Source organism: Nostoc sp., assembly GCF_036919615.1.
Lineage (GTDB): Bacteria > Cyanobacteriota > Cyanobacteriia > Cyanobacteriales > Nostocaceae > Nostoc.
In genome coordinates this window covers 1-22,251 of record NZ_JBALCN010000092.1, presented here as the reverse complement: position 1 = coordinate 22,251, position 22,251 = coordinate 1, and the positions used below count along the sequence as shown (strand labels likewise).

The following is a 22,251-nucleotide window of genomic DNA, read 5'->3' as shown; positions in this document are numbered from 1 at the left end:
GATTTCAATCTTAAAAGGGCGGCTCATGGCTATTTTAATTTATCGAGTTTCTTTTCTCCATTATATGCAGCTTCATATAAAATTGGTATAAGTTGGAAGCAAGATTAGCGATCGCTCAACAACTTACCGATTTTGAATCTCGTGAATTAGTCGGTTTATAGTCACATCTGAACCGTAGTCTGATTATACAACTGCTAAGGAGGCTAAGTTACCCTTGTAGCCACTAATCTCAATCACGGCATCCGTGAGGGCAGAGAATCCATTAGTGTTATCGTTGAGTGCCAGAAAAGTCTGCTGATGATTGCCTGTACCAAGGGTAAAAGTTGCCGCACTTTTAGCCACAAAAGCAGTTGCAGTCAATATCTGTTGTACATCTGAGAGATTTAGACTCGCAACTTTGCCAAGTTGAACTAAATTAGCCGCGCTAACTGCATATAGCCCATCAATTTTATCTTGAGAAATGTTCAAGTCAGTTATTTGATCAAAGCCAGACAGCAGCGAATCACTCAGGCTGTTAAACACAAATTTATCAGCGCCACAACCGCCTGTGAGGGTATCACGTCCAGCACCACCATTGAGGATGTCATTACCATTACCACCAACTAGTTTGTCATTTCCGGCTAATCCAAAGAGTTTATCGTTGCCATTTTTGCCGAAAATTTGATCATTACCAGCCCCACCACTGAGTTCATCTGCACCGTTACCACCGTTTAAAGTAATCTTTGGCACATTTCCCTCTGTGGTGGTTTTGCTGATTAATTGACCATTGGTATCATACAGATAAGTGGCAACTGCATCAGTAATGCCATCACTGTTGTTGTCAATATCTGCGGAAATTAGTTTGCCATTGCGATCGTAGTTGAAAGTCGTAATTTCATCAGGGATGCCATCATTATTTTTGTCAGCTACCTGTGCAGTCTGTTTGCCGTTAGCGTCGTAACTGTAAGCGGTGACTTCATCAAAGATGCCATCATTATTTTTGTCAATTTTTTGTGATGTCAGCTTGCCGTTAAAATCGTAGCTGTAGATGCCAACAGCATCAATTACACCATCATTGTTGAAGTCATAGCTAGCGGATGTGCGTCCATAAGTATAAGTAGAGGTTGAGACAGAATCAACTTTGCCGTCGCCGTTGTTGTCTTGGCTAACAGATGTCTGGTTGCCCTTGGCATCATAAGTAAAGGATTCGACATAATCAACTTTGCCGTCGCCGTTGTTGTCTTGGCTAACAGATGTCTGGTTGCCCTTGGCATCATAAGTATAAGTTGTGACATCACCTTTGCCGTTGCCTTTGTAGTCATTGCTTATGGATGTCCGGTTGCCCTTGGCATCATAAGTAAAGGATTCGACATAATCAACTTTGCCGTCGCCGTTGTCGTCATTGCTTATGGATGTCTGGTTGCCCTTAGCATCATAAGTAAAGGTTTGGACAGAATCAACTTTGCCGTCGCCGTTGTTGTCAGTGCTTAAGGATGTCCGGTTGCCCTTGGCATCATAAGTATAAGTTGTGACAGAATCAACTTTGCCGTCGCCATTGAAGTCAAAGCTATCGGATGTCTGGTTGCCCTTGGCATTATAAGTATAGGTTTGAACAGAATCAACTTTGCCGTCGCCGTTGTAGTCAGTGCTTAAGGATGTCCGGTTGCCCTTGGCATCATAAGTATAGGTATCGACATACTCAACTTTGCCGTTGTAGTCACTGCTAAAGGATGTCCGGTTGCCCTTGGCATCATAAGTAGAGGTTTGGACAACATCAACTTTGCCGTCGCCGTTGGTGTCATAGCTGGTGGATGTCAAGTTGCCCTTGGCATCATAAGTAGAGGTTTGGACAGAATCAACTTTGCCGTCGCCGTTGGTGTCACTGCTAAAGGATGTCCGGTTGCCCTTGGCATCATAAGTAGAGGTTTGGACATAATCAACTTTGCCGTCGCCGTTGGTGTCACTGCTAAAGGATGTCTGGTTGCCCTTGGCATCATAAGTATAGGTATAGACAACATCAACTTTGCCGTCGCCGTTGGTGTCACTGCTAAAGAATGTCTCGTTGCCCTTGGCATTATAAGTATAGGTTTGGACAATATCAACTTTGCCGTCGCCGTTGGTGTCAATGCTATCGGATGTCAGATCATAGCGGTAGGTAATAACTGAGTCTATTATCCCATCACTGTTGTTGTCTGTCCTCTCAGATATCACTTTGCCATCGACATCGTAAGTGTAAGTTGTGGTTGATGTCATAAATTGGTGTTCCTTATCTGTTTGATTCCACTTGTGTACTGCTATGTGTTTTCATCACACATCGCTATGTTCTGCAAAATCTTTTTATCTACCAAGTCTGGGTAGTTAAATGTTTTTTTGCTACATTAGTCACAATGATGATATGATATGAATTTTTTTAAGTCAATCTTGTTAATGACATTATTTATATGACATACATCATTGCTAACTTAACCAACTTGGTATATTCATTCTCAGGGAAACGCAAAGTTTTTAAATTCCATTCGCTGGAAACTTATCCCCCACGGGTGGAGAGGCTTTGAAACCTAGTAGGGGCACACAATTACAGCTAGCTGTGCGCCCCTACGAATTGTCTGTACTCCACGCAATTTAAAACCGCTATATGTCTATTTAAGCGGACGTGATATGAGACAGCAGTTGAGCAATTTGCTGATTAATAATTGCGATATTAAAACGCTCACTAGCAATAATCCTGGCATTCTTGGCTATAGTTACAGTTATTTCCGTCTCTTGAAGACAGGTGATAATTACTTGTGCAAGTTCCTGGGGTTCTCCTGGTGTCACTAGAAAACCATTAAGTCCGTGTTCTACTAATTCCATTACACCTCCAGCTTTTGCTGCAACCACAGGTTTTCCACATAGCATCGCCTCAACAATTACTCTACCAAAGGGTTCTGGGGAAGTAGAGGTATGTGCCACTAAGTCACAAGCTGCCATTAACTGGGGAATATCTGAACGAAATCCTAAAAATTTGACGCGGTTTTCTAGTCCCAGTTGGGTAACTTGTTGGTGTAACTTTTGGACGTAATCTTGTTCACCAAACAATGCATCACCGACTAAAATTGCTGTCACCTCTGGCGGACATTTGGCAAGGGCATCAATTAAAATATGCTGACCTTTCCAAGGTGCAAGACGGCTAAAGTGTCCGACTACAAATTTTCCTGACAATCCTAATTCTTGCTGTAATTTATTAATGTCAGACTCATCAGGTTGATAAATTTTTGGATCAAAGCCATTATAGACAACTTCAATGATGTCTGAGCGTCCTCCGGCTTGCAAAAAGGCTGTTTTACTAACTTGAGAATTAGCAATTATTAATGATGCAAAACGATTAGCTAAGTTAACAGCAATGCGAAGATTCGTTTGGCTAAAATGTTCTTTGGAAAGAATATCATGTAAATGATAAACCAGAGGACGACGACTAAAAAAACTTGCTAATGCCCCTACAACTAATGCTTTTTGGGTATTAGCATAGATTAAATCGTATTCACGTGCTTTTTTAACTACCTTAGTAATCAAAGGTGCAAGTTGTCCCAGACTTTTTAATCCTTGTACCAAACTGCTTTCTTTGTGAACTTTTATTGCTTGAGTTGCGAGAACTTCTACTGGGATATGATTTTGCTGTAGTAAATCTTTAAATGGGCCATCTGCAAATAAACCTACCAAAGCGCGATGCCTATGGCGGGCAAAGCCAACGCCATATGGTTTAGCAATATCTATTAAACACAATTCTGCACCGCCTGGTTTACCACTTTGGTCTAGGAAAAGAATTCTCATAAAACCTCTAGTTTATTTAATTTGACTCACACAGCACCTTTAACATCTATTACAATCACTTGTTTAAGCTAATAAAATATTCCGTACTTGCTGGGCGATTTGATTCCAGTCGTAGTGTGTAGTTGCATATTGGCGACAGGCTGATCGTGAAGGTATGGGGATATTTCCCAAAAGCACTTGTTCTAATTTTTCAGCAATAGCTGAGGCTTCTGTTGAAGTAGTAATTAAATCGGGTGAAAACTCTGATAAAATTTCTGGCATTCCTCCAACTGGGGTACATAAAACAGGAGTACCACACGCTAGAGACTCGATTATTACTAATCCGAACCCTTCAAAAGATTGGCTAGGCATGACAGTTAATTCAGCAGCTTGGTAAGCTATGGGTAATTGCTCATCAGGGAGAAAACCTAAAAATTTAACGTTGTCGTCTAGTCCTAATTCTGTAGCTTGTTGTTGTAATGCAGCTTGGATGTGACCACGACCTGCGATCGCTAGCCAAACATCTGGTATTCTGGGCTTAATTATAGCCAGTGCCTGCAATAATTTGTCAATTCCGGTTCGATGTACTAAGCGGCGGGATGTAAATATGATCCGGCGATTACTAGGCCAGCCTAGCTTTGTACAAGCTTCCTGGGGTGATAAATTTGGTTGAAACCAGTTAATGTCAACTCCACCAGGAATAATATTAATTTTGCTCCACGGTACTTGATATTTATCATGTAAAATTTTACCAAATGCTTTGCTCAAAACAATGAAGCGATCGCAGCGATTATAAGTGTTTTGTTCTATTAACCAGTGTTTGATCAAAAGACTGAGATTTTTATTAACTACCTCTTGCTGACTTTCAGAAGCCCAAGGGCCATGAAAGTTAAAAGTAACTGGTACTCCCTTTGGTAAAATATCTAAAATAGGAAAGCTATATAATGCAAAGTGCAAATTAATAGCATCTGGTTTGCTTGTTCTTGTTTTTTTAAAGTTAGTGCGAATCGACCATAATCTTTGCCAAATAGCACTATCGACAGAAGCCAAGTTAGTCAGCTTAATCGGTGAATTTATTTCAGCCTCTGGTAGACCAACTCCACATAATTCTACCTGGTCTTTATTTGCTGCTAATTTATGAGTTAATTCATAAATATATCTTTCTAATCCTCCAGGATTTTTGGGAAACCAGCCTAATCCAAGAGTGAGAATAGATGCAGATGATGAAGCAAAACTTGTTTCTTGATTACCTTCCATCAATGTGTCTCCTATAAATGTATTAAAACAGTAGGGACAATTCATGAATTGCCCTAACAGCATGTTTGTTATATTCCAACCTGAATTACTAGAATTTACGAATACGCATTACAAATAAGAGTTTTTTATAGAACACCAATTTATAAACTATTTATATACAAACGTCAACAATGAATTCAAACCTGTGTTTTTATTAACTAAAGAACACTGACAATGATATATATGATTCATGCCAGTAAACAAGCTGAATAGTAGACAGACAAAGGAAAAAAACAATATCAACTAGTTTATGAATAAACACTTTTGTATTAATATTTACAATTTTGACTGTTGTCAAAGTAAATATTAATACATAGAAAAATATTGACTAAAATAATGTTATTTTGATAAAGCTTATGTGAATAAAATTTTTGAATCTAGATTGTTTGTTATTGATATTTAATCAGATGTCGTGTCCCTAAATAACTTGTATCTTATCCAGTTAAAAATAGTTAATTTTTGTACGGATTTTAGAAATAGTGATTGTATATAAATAATTAAAAGCTTAAAACTTATATGAGAAATAAATTACTGACGCAGTTAGTAAAACTTCGTCACCAGCTAAATCAGCACATCAAAAAATTATCTAAGATTAGATATTTACAAAGAAATAAAACTTTCAACTTTTTACTCAGTCTGACTGCTGGAGTAATTGTTACTACCATTGGAATTACAACAGACTGGGCGATAACTGGAACACCCACACTCACGTACAAAACATCGTGGATAGGTAATACTTTTGGCAGTGGAAATCTGCGGGTACAAAACAATATTGAGGCAATGTATGTTGCCCCTGATGGCACAGTTTATACCAATAGCCATTGGGATGAGGCGGGAATGGAGGCTGCCATATATAAAGATGGTAAAGTTATTGGTGCTATTGGGGATACTCACGGCTGGAGTCGTGGCGGTGGCAAAGCTGTAACAGCAAATAATAAATATATTTACATTGCCATGACTCAGGGTTCGAGGGGTAAAACAGATGAAGATTACCCACCTGAAGGAACAACTTGGCATTGCGTTAGACGCTATGACTTGTCGGGAAAACCTGCGCCGTTTCCTAATGGGCGTGGCTGGGATAAAAGTATGTTAATTACCAGCACTAAAAATGAAATCACTGGATTAGCAACTGTGGAAAGCGAGTTGTATGTGAGTGATTCTGCTGCTAATCAGATTCGTGTCTATGATCCTGATACGATGAAGGAACTCCGCAGCTTTAGCGTTGCTAATCCGGGAGCAATAACTATTGATCCACAAAAAAATCTCTGGATTATTCAAAGCAAAAATAGTAGTAATCCCGCTAAGATTCTCCATTATTCCCAGAGTGGAAAGCAATTGCCCCAAGAGATTGTAGATATTGTTGAACCAACAGCGATCGCAATTGATCATCAAGGTAAGTTGTTAGTGGCAGAAAATGGGCCGCGTCAACAAATATTGATTTATGATATCAAAGATCAGCCCGTGCCGGTGGGTAGTTTTGGCTCTAAAGGCGGTATCTATGCAGGAGTTGCTGGTGAAGTTCGAGATTTGAAACTTTACGGACTTACTGGAGTTGGTACAGATACTTCAGGAAATATCTATATAAATAGTGATGGTTTCAACAAATCAGGAACAGATTTGCGGAAATTTTCGCCATCGGGAAAACTAATCTGGCGATCGCTGGGATTGATATTCGTCGATAATGCAGATGCTGATCCTAAAACTAATGGTGTAGATTTATTCACCAAACAAGAACACTATCTGATGGACTACAGTAAGCCTGCTGGTAAGCAATGGACTTACAAAGCCTACACTTTAAATGGTTTCAAATATCCTCAAGATCCACGTCTGCATACATCACCAGATGGAACCTTTGTTCGCCGCATCCAAGGAAAGCCGTTTTTGTTCCTTACAGATATGTATAGCAGCTTTCTGCAAATATATCGTTTTAATCCAGCCACAGATGGCAAAATTGCCATCCCAGCCGGAATGTTTGTTGGTACCAATAGCGCAGATAAACCATTTCTCACCGGGAATTGGCCACCGCATCAACCAGAAAAAGGGGAATGGATCTGGCGCGATCGCAACGGTAATGGCAAATTTGAAAAGAACGAATATGATACCAGCAAAGATTATCCCTATATCGGCGGATGGTGGGTAGACAGCAAAGGAGATGTTTGGAAAGCTTTGCGAACCCAAGATGGCATTCGCCACTATCCTTTACAGGGAATAGATGCTAAAGGCAACCCCATCTACAACTATAGTTTGATGCAGAAGCAAACTACTCCCAAGATATTTAACGACTTGCGGCGGCTGGAATATTTCCCGGAAACAGATACTATGTATTTGTCAGGCTTCACAGTAGATCACCCTGCATTCGGTGACGATACTGGAGTTGTTGGTTCTGAAATTGCCCGTTTTGACAATTGGAATCAAGGTAATCGTACTCCCCGTTGGCGGATTGTAATTCCCTACGACACCACTGGCAAACATGAAGTGTCTACAGCTGCAATGAGTGTGGCGGGAGACAAAGTATTCGCCGTGACAGTTAAAACCGCAGAGGTATATGTTTACAATGCCAAGACGGGAGTGCAAATACAACAGTTAAAACCAGGCCCAGAAGTTGGTAGCGAAAGTGGCTGGATTGATATCCCCTACGGTATCCGCGCTTTTCGGCGTTCCAATGGTGAGTATCTGGTATTTGTGGAAGAAAATTGGAAAGGAAAAGTGATTATGTATCGGCTAGCGGGGTGAGCATTTATATTATATCTGCTTGATTAGTTATTAAATCCCTTAGCGTCAGTTTTACCCCACCCTAACCCTCCCCTTATAAAGGGGAGGGAACTAGAAATCTTGTTTTCCCCCGGAAGATTGGGGCTACGGTGTACACACAAGTCTGAAATAGCTGATTAACCAAGGTTTTACCCCACCCTAACCCTCCCCTTATAAAGGGGAGGGAACTAAATTTCCGGCTTCCCCCCTTTATAAGGGGGGATTGAGGGGGGTAATTCGACTTGTGTGTAAACCTTGATACTCGTGAATGAGTTTTTGAACTCCGTCAACGAGTCTTTGATACTCGTGAATGAGTCTTTGAACTCCGTCAACGAGTCTTTAATACTCGTGAACGAGTCTTTGAACTCCGTCAACGAGTCTTTAATACTCGTGAACGAGTCTTTGAACTCCGTTAACGAGTCTTTTATACTCGTGAATGAGTCTTTGAACTCCATTAATGAAAAATATCTAACCATTCTTGAATTGACAGGGGTGAGCGTGTAGTAAAATTTACTCACCTCTGTAAAGTGGAACATGGCTTTAGACAACTCCTGTCAAAATCTCCGAGGATGCAACTTCAAAGGTAGACAAGACCTTGCGGGTGCAAACTTTAGCTATGCCGACATCCGAGGCGCAAATTTCACCAACGCTAATTTAATAGGTGCGAACTTCAGCCATGCCAAAGCTGGACTGCAACGCCGTTGGGTAATTTTCCTAGTCCTTATCTCGTGGATGTTGTCGGGACTGTCAGGATTTTTTTGGGCTTTCGATGGTTACTTGGTGTCATTAATATTTGATTCCAGACTAGAAAATCGGATTGGCGGCTGGACTGTCCTAATCCTATTAATTGTCTTTTTCTTCTTCACAATTCGCCAAGGAGTAGTAGCTGGTTTAGGAGCCTTGGCCTTGGCTGTCGCCGTCGCCGGAGCCTTGGCCTTAGCCTTGGCCGGAGCCGTCGCCGTCGCCGTTGCCGTCGCCGGAGCCGTCGCCGTCGCCGTTGCCGTCGCCGGAGCCGGAGCCTTAGCTGAAGCCGGAGCCGGAGCCTTGATCGTCACCGGAGCCGTCGCCGTCGCCGGAGCCTTAGCTGAAGCCGGAGCCGGAGCCTTGGCCTTGTCCTTCGCCGTCGCTATCGCCGTCGCCTTCGCCGGAGCCAGAGCTGTCGCCGGAGCCGGAGCCGGAGCCGGAGCCGGAGCCGGAATGTTACTGAGCATTTACATCACTTGGCAAGCGATGAAAGGAAACGAAAAATATTCCCTAGTTCGTAATATAGCGATCGCCTTTGCAGCTACAGGAGGTACGAGCTTTCGTGGCGCTGATTTAACCAATGCTGATTTCACCCCAGCTAGGCTCAAAAGTACAGATTTGCGAAACACTATCCTTATATGTAGCCGTTGGCATCAAGCCAAAATGCTTGACCGTGTTCGTCCTGGCTCGACTTATCTGCAAACCTCACAAGTACGTCAACTGCTGGTTACAGGACAAGGACAGGACACAAACTTTGATGGCCAAAAGCTTCGGGGTATCAACTTACAAAAAGCTAACCTAACAGATGCCAGCTTTATTGGCGCTGATCTCAGTGAAGCGAATTTGCAAGATGCCGATTTGTCAAGAGCAAAGCTGAAGCAAACGCAACTAGACGGCACAGATTTAACAGGTGCAACACTCACAGGCGCGTACATTGAAGATTGGGGGATTACAAATACAACTAAATTGCATGGGGTGAGGTGTGAATATATCTTCATGCGCTTACCCACAAAAGAAAACCCCGATCCCCTCCGCAAACCTGATAATAAACAAGAGGTATTTGCAGATGGCGATTTTGCCGACTTTATCAAACCAATTTTTGACACCCTCGACCTTTACCATAATCAAGGTGTTGACCCTCGCGCCGTTGCCATAGCCTTCAAAAAACTCGCCGAAAATCATCCCGAAGCCGAGTTAGAAATCGTGGCAATGGAGAAACGCGGCGATGATAAAATCTTGCTCAGAGCCAAAACCGCCGCAGATAGTGATAAATCTCAACTGAGTACAGAATATTTTGATGATTATAATCAACTCAAAGCTTTATCCCAGAGTCAGCAATTATTGCTGGTAGAAAGAAGCGATCGCATTCGTAATTTAGAAATTATGGTAAATACTGCACTTGGGCAACCTAAATCTTATACACAAGGAAATACCATCATGTTTGATATCAGCGGCATCAGCATTCAAGGCAGCAGTAATGTCAGCGGTATCGCTGGGAATAGTTCTGTTGCTAATCTGGGAACCATCAGCGGTAATGTGAGTATTGCCCTCAATCAGTTACCTGATTCACCAGATGCCGAGAAACCGGGAATTAAAGAACTGTTGACGCAGTTGCAAGAAGCAATTTCAGAGTCGGCAGATTTGCCAGAAACAGACAAAGCTGATGCATTAATACAGATACAAGCAATAGCCGAAGCAGGTAAAAGTCCTCAAGAATCGACCAAGCAAAAAATGGCAAAAAATGCAATCACCATGTTGAAAGGGATATTTTCTGGCTTACCTGCAATCGCCTCGGTGGTAGAAGCGGGTAATAAATTATTGCCTGCGATCGCAAAACTATTCGGTTTGGGATAATTTAACGTCAGTTCAATAAACCTCTCCCTGTCTTGAACTAAAGTTCAAGTCTGTCCCTCTCCGAGTCGGAGAGGGACGGTTTTGTGTAGTAAAACCAGGGAGAGGTTTTTGATTGAACTACTTTCTTCATTCTTAGGTAGTTTTGGAATGTAGAGTTTAGTTTTTCCAAAATGTCTTTAACTGAAGAAATTCTTTCCCAATTACCCGGCAATGTTTTCGGAGGATTACGCCAAGGCGATCGCATCCTCACATCTGTGCGATAAAACACTGCACCTATCCCAACGTAAGTTAAAGAAAGTCAACAACCTTTATTTGTGGGGGAGGGATCAAGAGTGGAATATCTCTGGTAAAGAATTAGATGTGTTTGTGGAATTAAACTTGCTAACTGAGGAAGAATTAGCAAGTGCGATCGCCACTCAATATAACCCTAAACTATCTCTTGCTGCTTTTGACTTAAATGCATCGCAATTCCTTTTTCGTAGTAAGCTGCTTCATTAATAAAAATAGGATAAACAGTAAACTCTCCCTCATATAAAATATCTTTTCCTTCAAAAGTCAGAAACATTGGATCACCGGGATTCAGAGGTTCATAATCTCTAAACTGAAGCTGGGGGTGAATCATGGCTTGAATCTCTTGGCAATCGCCTCTAGGATAATCGATAGTCCCAATGTATTGATAGAGTGTAAGCGTACTGTTTATCTGCGGAATATTACCTTGGTTGCACCCTTCAAAATAGTCTAAAATTGCATAAATAAGCTGTTCTGTTTGCTGAAACAATTCGGCGTTTAAAATATTCTGAGCCACAGCACCAACTTCTATAACAAAACCCAATTCGCACAAAGAACGGAGAAAACCACCTTCTCTAGATTGTTGATTAACAAAAACCTTTACCATCGGATTGATAGAACTTAAATAAGCGCCTAACCGAAGTAAGAAAGGATGCAGATCACAAAAAATTAGACTTAATCCCATGTTGGCAGTTGTGCTGTGCAAATCGACAATTACATCTACAAAGGGTTGATTTTGCGGTTGCAGTATCTGTTGGATTGCTTTCGCCCGTGTATCTTCATAACTTGAGAGGTGGGAATTTTGTAAGCCTTGATTGGTGAAGCAGCGGTTTAAATCCTTGTCAATGTATCGTTTGCCTTCTTCAATAGCTTTGAGATTGCCAAGTAATGCCAGAGTTTCAAAACTTGTTCTCTTGATTAAATTTGGGTACTGCTGAAACTTTTTGACTAAATATACTCCTGTTAACTCATTACCGTGGTTTCCTCCAACAATCGCAACTCGTTCAATCTGACTCATAACAACCTCGCAATAGAAGCTTGTAGGGTAAGCATTATCATGCCCATCCTACTGTGGTCTATTTATATAAAACCCGCTATAAGAATCACAATAAATAAAATGCTACTATATGTCCAATATTTAGTTAGCAACTAAAGTATATATATTTAATATAGTAGCTAAAGCAATGATAGAACTTCGACATCTGCGCTACTTTATCGCTGTAGCTGAAGAATTAAACTTTAGCCGGGCAGCTGAACGTTTGCATATTGCTCAACCACCTTTAAGTCAACAAATTCAGGCGCTAGAAGCAGAACTAGGGCTACAACTATTTGAACGCAATAAAACGCCCACTACACTTAACTGCTGCTGGGCAAGTCTTTTTAACAGAAGCACGTTTAGTGTTTCCTCAGTTGGAACGAGCAATTACCTCTGCACAAAAAGTTAGCCGGGGTGAGATTGGACGCTTAGTGGTGGGGACTAATAGCTCCGTTGCTAACAGCGTTCTCCCAGATATTCTGCAAATTTTTCACCCTCTGTTTCCAGAGGTGATACTGGTGTTGCGTGAAGTAAGTTCTTTCGAGCAAGTAAAGCAATTGCGCGATCGCTACATCGATATTGCTTTTGAACGGTTGCCCAATAATAATTTAAATGATGGCGCTTTAAATTTTTTGCCGATTTTGCAAGAGCCTTTAGTCGTTGCTTTACCAGAAAAGCACCCTCTAGCAGCCCAATCCCAAATTCCACTCATTGCACTGGCAGACGAACCTTTTGTATTACCGCCAACCGACTTAGTACCATCATACAGTCAAATTATTAGCCTTTGTCAGCAGGTGGGTTTTTCCCCAAAAGTGGTACAAGAAGCAACTTGGATGGTGACTGTACTCAGCTCGGTTGCAGGTGGAGTCGGGGTAACATTGCTTCCTGCTAATGCCCAAAACCTACAGCGAAAGGGAGTTGTCTACAGACCAATTCAGGGAGAAAACTTAACTCTAGAACTAGCTGTGGTTTGGCGACGCGATGATTCATCTGTAGTTTTGCGTGAGTTTTTAGAGATCACAAAGACTGTAGCGCGAAACCAAAAATCCAACTAACTTTTGCTGGCTAAATCTTGTCAGAGAGGGACGCGATGTCTATGACGGGCTACGCCTACGCTCCATATTCGAGCCAAAATGTGATAACTGTTAAGCTGTTGGTTTGAGCAAAAAAGGGGAGGAAATTTATGGAGCATGACTTTCAAGCGATAGCTGAACTTTACAAAAACGCCCTCCTCAACGATGTACTCCCATTTTGGGAAAAATACTCCCTCGATTGGCAGCAAGGCGGCTATTTCACCTGCCTTGATCGCCACGGCAAAATTTATGATACAGACAAATTCATCTGGCTGCAAAACCGCCAGGTGTGGACTTTTTCTATGCTTTACAACCAGCTAGAAAAACGCGAAAACTGGTTAAAAATCGCCAGCAATGGCGCTAATTTTCTCGCCCAACATGGCAGAGATAGTGATGGTAACTGGTACTTTGCCCTCACCCGTGAAGGAAAACCACTGGTTGAACCTTACAATATCTTTTCTGATTGCTTTGCAGCGATGGCATTTAGTCAATATGCACTCGCTGGGGGCGAAGAATGGGCAAAGGATGTGGCAATGCAGGCTTACAACAACGTATTACGCCGCAAGGACAACCCGAAGGGCAAATATAATAAAACCTATCCTGGCACACGCCCGATGAAATCATTGGCTGTACCGATGATTTTAGCCAACCTGACTCTAGAAATGGAATGGTTGCTACCTAAGGAAACACTAGAGAATGTCCTTGCTGAGACAGTCCACGAAGTGATGACTGATTTTCTCGATCAAGAACGGGGACTAATGTACGAAAATGTTGCCCCTGACGGTTCCCACATAGATTGTTTTGAGGGACGGCTGATTAACCCAGGTCACGGTATCGAAGCTATGTGGTTTATCATGGACATCGCCCGTCGCCAAAACGACACCAAAACTATTAATCAAGCCGTTGATGTGGTGCTAAATATCCTGAATTTTGCTTGGGATAGTGAGTACGGCGGATTGTATTACTTTATGGATGCAGACGGTCATCCCCCACAGCAATTGGAATGGGATCAAAAGCTGTGGTGGGTTCACCTAGAGTCTTTGGTTGCATTAGCAATGGGCTATCGCCTGACTGGGCGTCAGGTTTGTTGGGAATGGTATCAAAAGATGCACGATTACGCCTGGTCACACTTTGCCGATTCCGAATACGGTGAGTGGTTTGGCTACCTGAATCGGCGTGGGGAAGTATTGTTGAACCTTAAAGGTGGCAAATGGAAAGGATGTTTTCACGTACCGCGGGCATTGTACCTTTGTTGGCAGCAGTTTGAGGCATTGTGATGCCTGCGGCGGTAAACAACACACTCAGTTTAACCTTTAGGGAAAACGCATCTTATTTTTTATGCTCAAACAACTATTTGACGGCGTAGACTATAGAACCGATCCACTTTGGATAGTCAAGTCATACTTTAATGCAATAGAGGGTATCTCTTTCCCTGATGCATTAAATTATCTTCTTGAAGGTACTGGTTATGGTAGTGAATATGCGATCTGTGAATTTCCTAGCGAAGATGAGGATGATATATTTGATGGGGTTCGCTTTTCCTTTCTGGATAAAGATGAAATAATAGTTTCTCAGGAGATATTCAAAAAATATCTCAAAATAGCGGCTGAAAGGTACATTGAACTTAATCCAGAAAGGGCAGATGAAGTTCAAAATATACTCAAAAAATTATCTGAATAGCACTGGCAAGTTAAGTGATTAAACGAGGTTTTTTACTGCGTTAATGAGATTTTAACTGCCAAGGTTGACGCTTCGCTTACTCACTTTCACCTTAAGTTAACACCAATGAGCAATGCTATGCCCCTACTGCGTGGTCTATTTACCTGAAAATTGCTGTAATCTCTGTTAATGTACAAGTAAAAGTAGAATCAGTGTCATTAGAAGGATGTCTTATGAATGTTGTGACACCTAAGCGATTTACGATCGCTGAATACCATCAATTGATTGAACTCGGATTTTTGACAGAGGCCAATCATATTGAATTAATTCGAGGAGAACTGATTCAAATGACAGCAAAGGGAACACCTCATACAGTTTGTAGTTCTATCCTGTGCCGTCAATTGGATCGGCTTCTAGGCGATCGAGCAGTTATCCGTGGACAAGATCCCATCACTCTTTCTAATCAGAGTGAGCCTGAGCCGGATGTTGTCATTGCACGAGGAAGAGATGAAGATTATCTCGCTCATTATCCCTATCCCAAAGATATTTTGTTAGTTATTGAAATTTCGGATAAAACAATAGATTATGATCAAACAACCAAGCTGTTTTTGTATGCAGAAGCCGGAATTTCTGATTACTGGATTGTGAATTTACCAGCTCGTCAACTTGAGCTTCATAGCCAGCCATATCAGAATGCTCAAAGTAAGTTTAGCTATCTCAGTAAGCAGATTTTTCTATCTAACCAGTCAGTGGCGATTCCTGGATTTGAAGATGCATTATTGGACTTGAGTCGGTTGTTTCCAGAGAGTGCTAGAGAATGATTTTGTTGGTGCGTAGGCATAGCCCGTCGTAGACATCGCTCGTCTTATAAAGCGAGTTAAGCTACTTATGCTTATTAGACAAACTAAACACAAAATGATTTAATTAAAGGTATTGCTCAAACAAAAAACTTTTAAAATGAGAAAACTGTCTGTGATTCTCCCTTTAGCTATCCTAGCTTTTGGCAGTGTAGTTGTTAAGAGCCAAGGAATCTCCTCACCCAATACTTACACTAAATCTGTTACCCGTGAAGTTTTAGCGAGTGGTTATCCTACTCAAGATCAAAAGCAGATTCTTGAGCTTGTCCGCTATACCATTGCACCAAGAGCAAAACTCCCTACTCATACTCATCCAGGAATGCAGATTGGACGAGTAGAGGCGGGAACTTTAACTTTTACTGTTGTAGAAGGAAAAGCTAAAGTAACGAAAGCTAACAACACAGAATTGATTCTTCAAAAAGGGAAAACTATACAGCTTACGGTTGGAGATTCTTTAGTTGAATATCCCGGAATAGTTCATTATGGAGAAAACCAAACAAACAAGCCGATTATTCTGTTAGCTGCTTCTCTATTTAATGCCAATCAACCAAAAGCTATTTTAATCAATCCTCAAAATAGATGAATTTGATGATAGATTTGTTTACTCATTAGTATTTGAAACAATACGCTTGGGTTAAGAAAATTTTTCCTTCTCTTTCTTCTCTCTGTGTCGCACCAGTTACTTCTCTTGTCGGAGACGCTCTTGCTAGCAAGATCCCCGTAAGGGTACAAATTAGGGAACCAGAAGGGTGCACTGGCTTCTCTGGGCCTCTGTGGTACACTGCGGAAAGTTGCTTCTCTACGTTCGCGCAGCGTGTCGCAGACAGACGCTCCGCGAATGCGGCTACGTTAAAAAAAATGACTTTTACAAAGACTGATAACCTTAGCCCAAGCGTATTAGTATTTGAAATAGCATCATACAGATGACGATATGAGTCGCCATTCTCAGCAAAGTAGCATCGATATGTCAAACTTTAATCGTGTTAACCCTCTCAAGTTAAATGTGGAAGAGCTTACCAACTTTGCAAAGTGTCATAAAAAACTGAAGATTTAAATAATATTCTAAAGAAGGTTTTTCAATCTGCTTATTCTTCTGGCTCAGTGTCTTCATTATTAATTACAGACTAAATTCTACTGCGCCATCCTCATCCACATCTGCATCATTACCCATAGCAGTAGGTTTAAATTTAGAGCCATGAATCAATTCACCAAATGCAGTTCCTGGATTTTGGTGAAGAACATTCAGCACACTCATAAAATCTCGCACAATTTCCCCTGGTGTGAGTAATACTTCTGCACCCAAGCGATTAATAATTTCTTGCACAAACTCATTCAACTCACGATTTGTCAAAGTCTGTTCATACCCAAAATTGAGTGCATGAATTTCAGCTAAACGTTGCAAAAGTGTCAAAATTTCTGCTTCACTCAACGGGTTCAATCGAATTACTGGGCCCAAATACTCCTGAACGCCAGATTGTGCAACAAAACGGCTTTCTTTTGTGCGTCTTTGCCAAGCTTGGTCTGCAAAAAGCCCTCGTTTGGGATCTTCTAAAAATTTAGTTGTTCCACCAACAACAATACCAAGATGTTCTGCTTTACATTGCATGGTATCGTTAAACATTGCGAGGAGTCGATTATAATTCTTTTCCCGCGTGATAGTAGTAGATATTTGATATAAATGTACGGCTTCATCAAGTATAATTAACAGTCCTTTATAGCCAATTTCAGCTACAAATTTAGCAAACAGTTTTATATAGTCATACCAACTATCATCATCAATAATCACGCGCACTCCTAAAGCTGCTTTTGCCTCAACTTTAGTAGTAAATTCTCCACGTAACCAGCGCATCGCCGCATTTTTTAAATTATCATCATCCAATCGGTAGCCACGCCAATAAGCGATTATAACGCTACCAAAATCAAATCCATGAACTAAGCCTTCAATATACTGAACTACTTCCCTAATTTTCGATTCAACTTGGTCATCAAAACCATCGTCATTCGGACGCGTTCCAGTTTCTTTAACCACTTCTTGTTGGATTTTATTAATCCATCCTTCTAAAATAGAAACTAAAGCACCACCATCAGGACGAGTTTTTGTAGCTAGGTGGCTCATTAATTCTCGATAGGTGGCTACACCTTCATGGTTGCTTCCAGCTAATCGCCGTTCCGGGGATAAATCAGCATCAGCTACTACAAAACCTTGCTCCATAGCCCGGTTACGAATTAATTGCAGTAAAAAACTTTTCCCAGAACCATAGTTACCAATTATGAAGCGAAATGCAGCTACACCTTCTGCAATATCATCGAGATTTTGTAATAGGCTTTTTAGTTCTTTTTCTCGACCTACTGCTATATATTCAACTCCCATTCTTGGTACTACCCCTGCACCAAGGGAATTGATTAAAGCAGTGGAGATTTTTTTCGAGATTTTGAGCTTTGCCATGTATTACACTTCACTTTATTCTAAACGCAGAAGCAGTCAGTAAGAAGGCACATATTCACCTTACTACTAATCTGACGATGGCAATAATAATTTAATTTGACGAAGCATGTCTAGCCATGAGGTCTTCATACATTGCAATCATTTTTTTGACATGCGTCATATGCTCAGGGTAAACTTCTGGACTTTCCGAATCTGTATTAATTATTAATTCACCAATAGTATCATTTGCCCGTTCATTTATAGAATCAATTAATAGATTCGGCATAGTGATGTTTGCTTCGGCAATTTTTTTTATAGCAGCCTTGGGATTATCTTGTTCGACTATAGCTTTTAATACTTGTAGTTCATACACTGGTATATTGTCTAAAAAATTAGTCCATTCTTCGGGTAGATTATCTGATATATCAACATCCGAATTGTCTATGATTGCTGGATTTTCAATTATTTCAGAAAAAGGAAACAATTCAATATTATCTTCTTGGGAATTATCAAACAATGGTTCTGGATTGAATGTTTCTATTTGTTGGAGTAATTCCCATACTTGATTTTGTAATGAGTCTCGTTCTTCTTGCAATAATGAAACTTGCCCTTGCAACTGCTGTAATTCTGCTTTTTGTTCTGCTAGTTGGGTTTGGGAAGAATTTAGGATAGCTTGGATATTTTCTCTTTCGGTTTTTGTCGCTAATAGCAATTGATTTTTTTGGTTTGTCTCAACTTCTAGCTCTTGAATTGCAATTCGGAGTTCGTATAGTTTTTCTTCTAATTGGGGTTTAAGTCTACCTAAAAGAGTTAAATTACTTTCTATTTCTTGTTTATTGTGCTGGAGTTTAGAAATTTGACTTTGCAAGTGGGTGATTTCAATGCGAGATCCATTACAATTCGACTCTAGACGGCGCTTTTCTGCTGTGAGGATGGAAAAAGCATTGTTCAATTCTGCTTGATTTTTATGCAAGTTATTAATTTCAGTTTGCAGGCTACCAATTTCGGTTTCTAACTGCTTTTTATGTCCGGCAAATGTTCTTAGTTCTCGATGTAAACTATCCCTTTGGTTACGACTTTCTGTTACTTGATTTTGCAGTTGTTGTGACTCAGCATATAATAAATTATGATGTTCTTCGATTTGATTGATTTCTCTGACAACACGAGCCTTCAATCCCTCCATATCTTTAATTCGCTTGCGGAGAGAACCTAAAACAAACATTTCATAATTTCGGCGTCGCTTATCTACAAATAATGCTGCTGCATAAATAGTAACAGCAGTAATTACACCTGTGAGAAAGGCTTTATTAAAATTCCAGTTTGGGACAAGGCTAAGTCCAAAACTCACACTAAAGGCAACTATCACTAGTATAAATCGATTGCTGATCATTACTGATTGCATATTGCTGGTTTTTAGCGTAGTTAAACTATCAGAATAAGTAGCTCTCATACTAATTTATAATTCGTAATTTGTAATGACGCTCTCTGCATTCGCACAGCGTGTCGCAGACAGATGCTACGCGTAGCTTGCTTCCCCATAGGGGTACACAGACTCGCTAACGCTGCACTAACGTAATTCGTAATTAGAACATACAGAGAACAATACTTACTAAAAAAGGGTTCCAATCTGTTGTTATGTTTGTTGAAACAAGACATTTTTCTCAACTTTGGTATAATAGTCGCTCTGAAATCTCTAGTTTTAGTTACTGGTGCATAACATTGTTCTCTAAGTTACAAAAAAGTGCAATCATCAATGAATTAATTTTAATGCTAGGTATTGGATGTATTGTTATTTGCATGGAAAAGTGTTAAATCTGCTTTTAAAAAATCAACAAACTGCCGTGCTGTACGTCCAGAACGACCATTATGGCGAGTTGCCCACTGTAATGCTTGATATTCCAAATCTTCTTGGGTAATATTAATTTCAGCTTGTGTGGCTAGATGTTGTACAATCTTTAAATAAGTTTTCTGATTGGCTGGTTCAAAAGTCAAGGTTAAACCAAAGCGATCGCTAAACGAAAGTTTCTCCTGCATCGTATCCCAAGCATGGATTTCCTCATTATCCTTAGGGGCAGGTCTATCCACAAAAAACTCCCGAATTAAGTGGCGGCGATTAGAAGTAGCGTAAACAACTACATTTTCAGGCCGCGCGGTTAAATTACCTTCTAAAACTACCTTAAGAGCTTTAAAAGCATCATCATCTTCTTCAAAAGAAAGATCATCGACAAAGATGATAAATTTTTGTGACACTCCCCGTAAATGTTCCACAATTTCTGGTAAATCTTTTAAATCAGATTTTGACACTTCCAACAAGCGGAGGCTGCGTTGGGCTTTGCCTTTGCCGGAGGCATCGCTATATTCATTCAACAAAGATTTCACTAAAGAAGATTTGCCAGAACCGCGACTACCGTAAAGTAATACGTGCAATGCCATCTCTCCTGATAATAAAAACTCTGTATTTTTTAGCAAAGCATCTCTTTGAGACTCGTAACCTACAAGCGCACTCAGCTTAACTGGATCAGAATACCGAATACCGATAAACTGCCCCGCTTGCCAGCGTAAAGCGCGATATTCTGCAAATAAACCAGAGCCATATTGCCGATAATAAGTCGCTAATCCTTCTACAGCATCACCCCAATTATCTAACTCTTGTAGATATGTAATGAACTTTGTCTCTACTCCTACCAATTCTTGATCTTTATACCACACTACTGGCGAAATTGGCATGTGAGCTATGCTTTGTATCCACTCACTCAAAGAAGCGCTGCTACATTCATAGAGGCTTTGCAATATTTGTAAATCATGCTGAACTGCTGCTACTAAAGCTGGGGGCAAATCTTGAAATTCTCGGACTTCAGCCAGCTTTGTAAAAGGATTTTTAGAGAAGAGAAGTTGAGTAATTAAATAGTCTTCCCAGTTTTGATTTCTAGCAGCCAAAGCATGGAAGTAACTGCCGTAGGCTTGGAGACAACTCCGTGCATCGGCGTCAGTGTAACGTATAGCTTGCAATAGTTCCAGAAATGCCATCCCCACTTCGCCTTGCAGAACAGACTGGTACAGTAAAAGTGACGCTGCTTGGCGCTGGAGATATTGAACTTTTGTATATGAAGAAGTGTTTGTCATTGGCATCGCTTGATTGTCCATCAATAAACTGTGTGGTATAGCTAAATAACTATGGTAAATTGTCTGCTGACCCTGGCAGTAAAGTCAAAGTCTACATAGGTTTTAACAATGAATTTAAGTATAATTGCTGCTTTTGCCTACGGCATATTAGCGATCGTTGGTGGCATTATTGGCTACATTCAGGCTAAAAGTAAGGTTTCACTCCTAAGCGGTAGCATTAGCGGTTTATTACTAATACTTGCCGCTTACTTCCAACTCCAAGGACAAACCTGGGGTTCGATTGTAGCAGTGTTAGTTACTGCTGTTTTAGTAGTCGTCTTTGGATTTCGACTGGCAAAAACACACAAGTTTATGCCTGCGGGATTAATGACGATTTTGGGTATCTTGGCATTGGCAATGATGGCAAATCAAATGGTGGCTTTAAGGTAGCATCAGTCTCCAAGCAATAACCATCAATGCGGTTCGGATCAGATCCCCCCGCCTGTGGCGATCCCCAAAGGGGGTAACTTCGTATTAACATATACCCCTCCTATTTTTCGCTCTGGAGGGGATTTTATTAACAATGACTAGATATAACACCACAGACTTAGGCTAAAGCACTATGACTCCTCAAGTCATTACCCCAGTATTGATGATTGAACCCTCGTCATGGCTACGCTCTGGCATCACCATCGAGAAAGTTGATAATGTTAACATTGCTAAGTTCACAGATGAGTTACATGCTCGTCTAGAAGAATTGCTTGAGAAAGGAAAAGCTGGATTGCTGACTCCTGAAGAAGAAACCGAATATGCTGGAATTGCTGAACTAGAGCGCATCCTGACTTTTGTTAACGCTAAACTGATTGCCAGTTGTGGGTGTTAAAGATGACACTTGGCAGTTTGTGCCTCTTTGACGTTTGAACTAGCGATCGCTCTTTTGAAAAAAATTTTTCGATTTACTGACATTAGCCTTTTCTAGCTGCTAAACGGGCATAATCTCCTAGCAATTGAGACTTTTGAGCCTCAGATTTGAAGTTAAAAAGCCACATTTCTACCAATCCAATGATGACACTTTTGCGCCATAGTGCTTTTCTCTGACATGTCCTCACTCTTTGCGATTGATCAAAATAAGCTTCTATAGAAATATCTGGCAATAACTGTAAATTCAAGTCACGCATCATTTTCTGCCGGAATTTTAGATGCGATCGCAATAGTTCTTCAGGAGTTACTCTCTGTTGAACAACAATTATCCCCCTTGGGCGGCGTAAAAAGGCATAGACAATAGCGAGATTAGGAGAATTATCTCTAATACCAATTTTATATGAAGCTGCATATAATGGAGAAAAGAAACTCGATAAATTAAAATAGCCATGAGCCGCCCTTTTAAGATTGAAATCG

At 40.7% G+C, this 22,251-nt stretch carries 18 protein-coding genes and 1 pseudogene; 11 read left to right on the top strand and 8 right to left on the bottom strand.

Annotation, left to right across the window (positions count from 1 at the left end; genetic code table 11):
* Nucleotides 1-183: 183 nt before the first annotated feature.
* From V7K48_RS26190 to V7K48_RS26180, 3 genes are all read right to left on the bottom strand, one after another.
* On the bottom strand, nt 184-2,232 hold the full coding sequence (locus V7K48_RS26190; RefSeq protein WP_335076811.1) for a bluetail domain-containing putative surface protein: 2,049 nt from the start codon (nt 2,230-2,232) through the stop codon (nt 184-186).
* A gap of 390 nt (nt 2,233-2,622) precedes the next feature.
* Entirely contained in the window at nt 2,623-3,789 is a 1,167-nt protein-coding gene (locus V7K48_RS26185) for a glycosyltransferase (RefSeq protein WP_335076809.1), read from the bottom strand.
* Between the two features lie 63 nt (nt 3,790-3,852).
* Nucleotides 3,853-5,025, bottom strand: a complete 1,173-nt coding sequence (locus V7K48_RS26180; protein WP_335076807.1) for a glycosyltransferase family 4 protein — start codon at nt 5,023-5,025, stop codon at nt 3,853-3,855.
* A 555-nt stretch (nt 5,026-5,580) separates the two neighbouring features.
* Between V7K48_RS26180 and V7K48_RS26175 the strand changes: the two genes are divergently transcribed.
* The 3 genes and pseudogenes from V7K48_RS26175 to V7K48_RS26165 all read left to right on the top strand — a co-directional run.
* Nucleotides 5,581-7,797, top strand: a complete 2,217-nt coding sequence (locus V7K48_RS26175) for a hypothetical protein (protein WP_335076805.1) — start codon at nt 5,581-5,583, stop codon at nt 7,795-7,797.
* A 552-nt stretch (nt 7,798-8,349) separates the two neighbouring features.
* Complete coding sequence (locus tag V7K48_RS26170; RefSeq protein WP_335076803.1) at nt 8,350-10,413, top strand: pentapeptide repeat-containing protein; 2,064 nt, start codon at nt 8,350-8,352, stop codon at nt 10,411-10,413.
* A gap of 170 nt (nt 10,414-10,583) precedes the next feature.
* A pseudogene (locus V7K48_RS26165) lies at nt 10,584-10,842 on the top strand (FAD-binding oxidoreductase); the annotation flags it as partial.
* On the opposite strand, the gene V7K48_RS26160 reads toward V7K48_RS26165, so the two are convergent.
* Complete coding sequence (locus V7K48_RS26160; RefSeq protein ID WP_335076801.1) at nt 10,841-11,719, bottom strand: aspartoacylase; 879 nt, start codon at nt 11,717-11,719, stop codon at nt 10,841-10,843. The pseudogene V7K48_RS26165 and the gene V7K48_RS26160 sit on opposite strands and share 2 nt — an antisense overlap.
* Before the next feature lie 166 nt (nt 11,720-11,885).
* Here V7K48_RS26160 and V7K48_RS26155 point away from each other — a divergent pair, with 166 nt between their 5' ends.
* The 6 genes from V7K48_RS26155 (at nt 11,886) to V7K48_RS26130 (ending at nt 15,909) form a co-directional block, all read left to right on the top strand.
* Nucleotides 11,886-12,146 carry a LysR family transcriptional regulator gene (locus V7K48_RS26155; RefSeq protein ID WP_335076799.1) on the top strand — a complete coding sequence of 87 codons (261 nt, stop codon included), beginning with the start codon at nt 11,886-11,888 and terminating at the stop codon, nt 12,144-12,146.
* Entirely contained in the window at nt 12,031-12,792 is a 762-nt protein-coding gene (locus V7K48_RS26150) for a LysR family substrate-binding domain-containing protein (protein WP_335076797.1), read from the top strand. Before V7K48_RS26155 ends, V7K48_RS26150 begins: the two co-directional genes overlap by 116 nt.
* A gap of 128 nt (nt 12,793-12,920) precedes the next feature.
* Nucleotides 12,921-14,087 (top strand): AGE family epimerase/isomerase, encoded by a 1,167-nt coding sequence (locus tag V7K48_RS26145; RefSeq protein ID WP_335076795.1) that lies wholly within the window; start codon nt 12,921-12,923, stop codon nt 14,085-14,087.
* A 61-nt stretch (nt 14,088-14,148) separates the two neighbouring features.
* The gene (cdiI, locus tag V7K48_RS26140) at nt 14,149-14,490 is read left to right on the top strand and encodes a ribonuclease toxin immunity protein CdiI (RefSeq protein ID WP_335076793.1); all 342 of its coding nucleotides are present in this window, start codon (nt 14,149-14,151) and stop codon (nt 14,488-14,490) included.
* 212 nt (nt 14,491-14,702) lie between these two features.
* Complete coding sequence (locus V7K48_RS26135) at nt 14,703-15,290, top strand: Uma2 family endonuclease (RefSeq protein ID WP_335076791.1); 588 nt, start codon at nt 14,703-14,705, stop codon at nt 15,288-15,290.
* A gap of 136 nt (nt 15,291-15,426) precedes the next feature.
* The gene (locus tag V7K48_RS26130; RefSeq protein ID WP_335076789.1) at nt 15,427-15,909 is read left to right on the top strand and encodes a cupin domain-containing protein; all 483 of its coding nucleotides are present in this window, start codon (nt 15,427-15,429) and stop codon (nt 15,907-15,909) included.
* A 534-nt stretch (nt 15,910-16,443) separates the two neighbouring features.
* On the opposite strand, the gene V7K48_RS26125 is transcribed toward V7K48_RS26130, so the two are convergent.
* From V7K48_RS26125 to V7K48_RS26115, 3 genes are all read right to left on the bottom strand, one after another.
* Nucleotides 16,444-17,772 (bottom strand): ATP-binding protein, encoded by a 1,329-nt coding sequence (locus tag V7K48_RS26125; RefSeq protein ID WP_335076787.1) that lies wholly within the window; start codon nt 17,770-17,772, stop codon nt 16,444-16,446.
* Nucleotides 17,773-17,863: 91 nt separating this feature from the next.
* The gene (locus V7K48_RS26120; RefSeq protein WP_335076785.1) at nt 17,864-19,153 is read right to left on the bottom strand and encodes a tellurite resistance TerB C-terminal domain-containing protein; all 1,290 of its coding nucleotides are present in this window, start codon (nt 19,151-19,153) and stop codon (nt 17,864-17,866) included.
* Nucleotides 19,154-19,521: 368 nt separating this feature from the next.
* Nucleotides 19,522-20,895 (bottom strand): ATP-binding protein, encoded by a 1,374-nt coding sequence (locus V7K48_RS26115; protein WP_335076783.1) that lies wholly within the window; start codon nt 20,893-20,895, stop codon nt 19,522-19,524.
* 87 nt (nt 20,896-20,982) lie between these two features.
* Between V7K48_RS26115 and V7K48_RS26110 the strand changes: the two genes are divergently transcribed.
* Together V7K48_RS26110 and V7K48_RS26105 are read left to right on the top strand one after the other, a co-directional pair.
* Nucleotides 20,983-21,303 (top strand): TMEM14 family protein, encoded by a 321-nt coding sequence (locus tag V7K48_RS26110; protein WP_334979682.1) that lies wholly within the window; start codon nt 20,983-20,985, stop codon nt 21,301-21,303.
* 172 nt (nt 21,304-21,475) lie between these two features.
* Nucleotides 21,476-21,736, top strand: a complete 261-nt coding sequence (locus tag V7K48_RS26105) for a hypothetical protein (protein WP_335076781.1) — start codon at nt 21,476-21,478, stop codon at nt 21,734-21,736.
* 82 nt (nt 21,737-21,818) lie between these two features.
* Here V7K48_RS26105 and V7K48_RS26100 read toward each other — a convergent pair.
* Nucleotides 21,819-22,251 (bottom strand): hypothetical protein (locus V7K48_RS26100; RefSeq protein ID WP_335076779.1); only part of this gene is annotated, 433 nt, incomplete at its 5' end.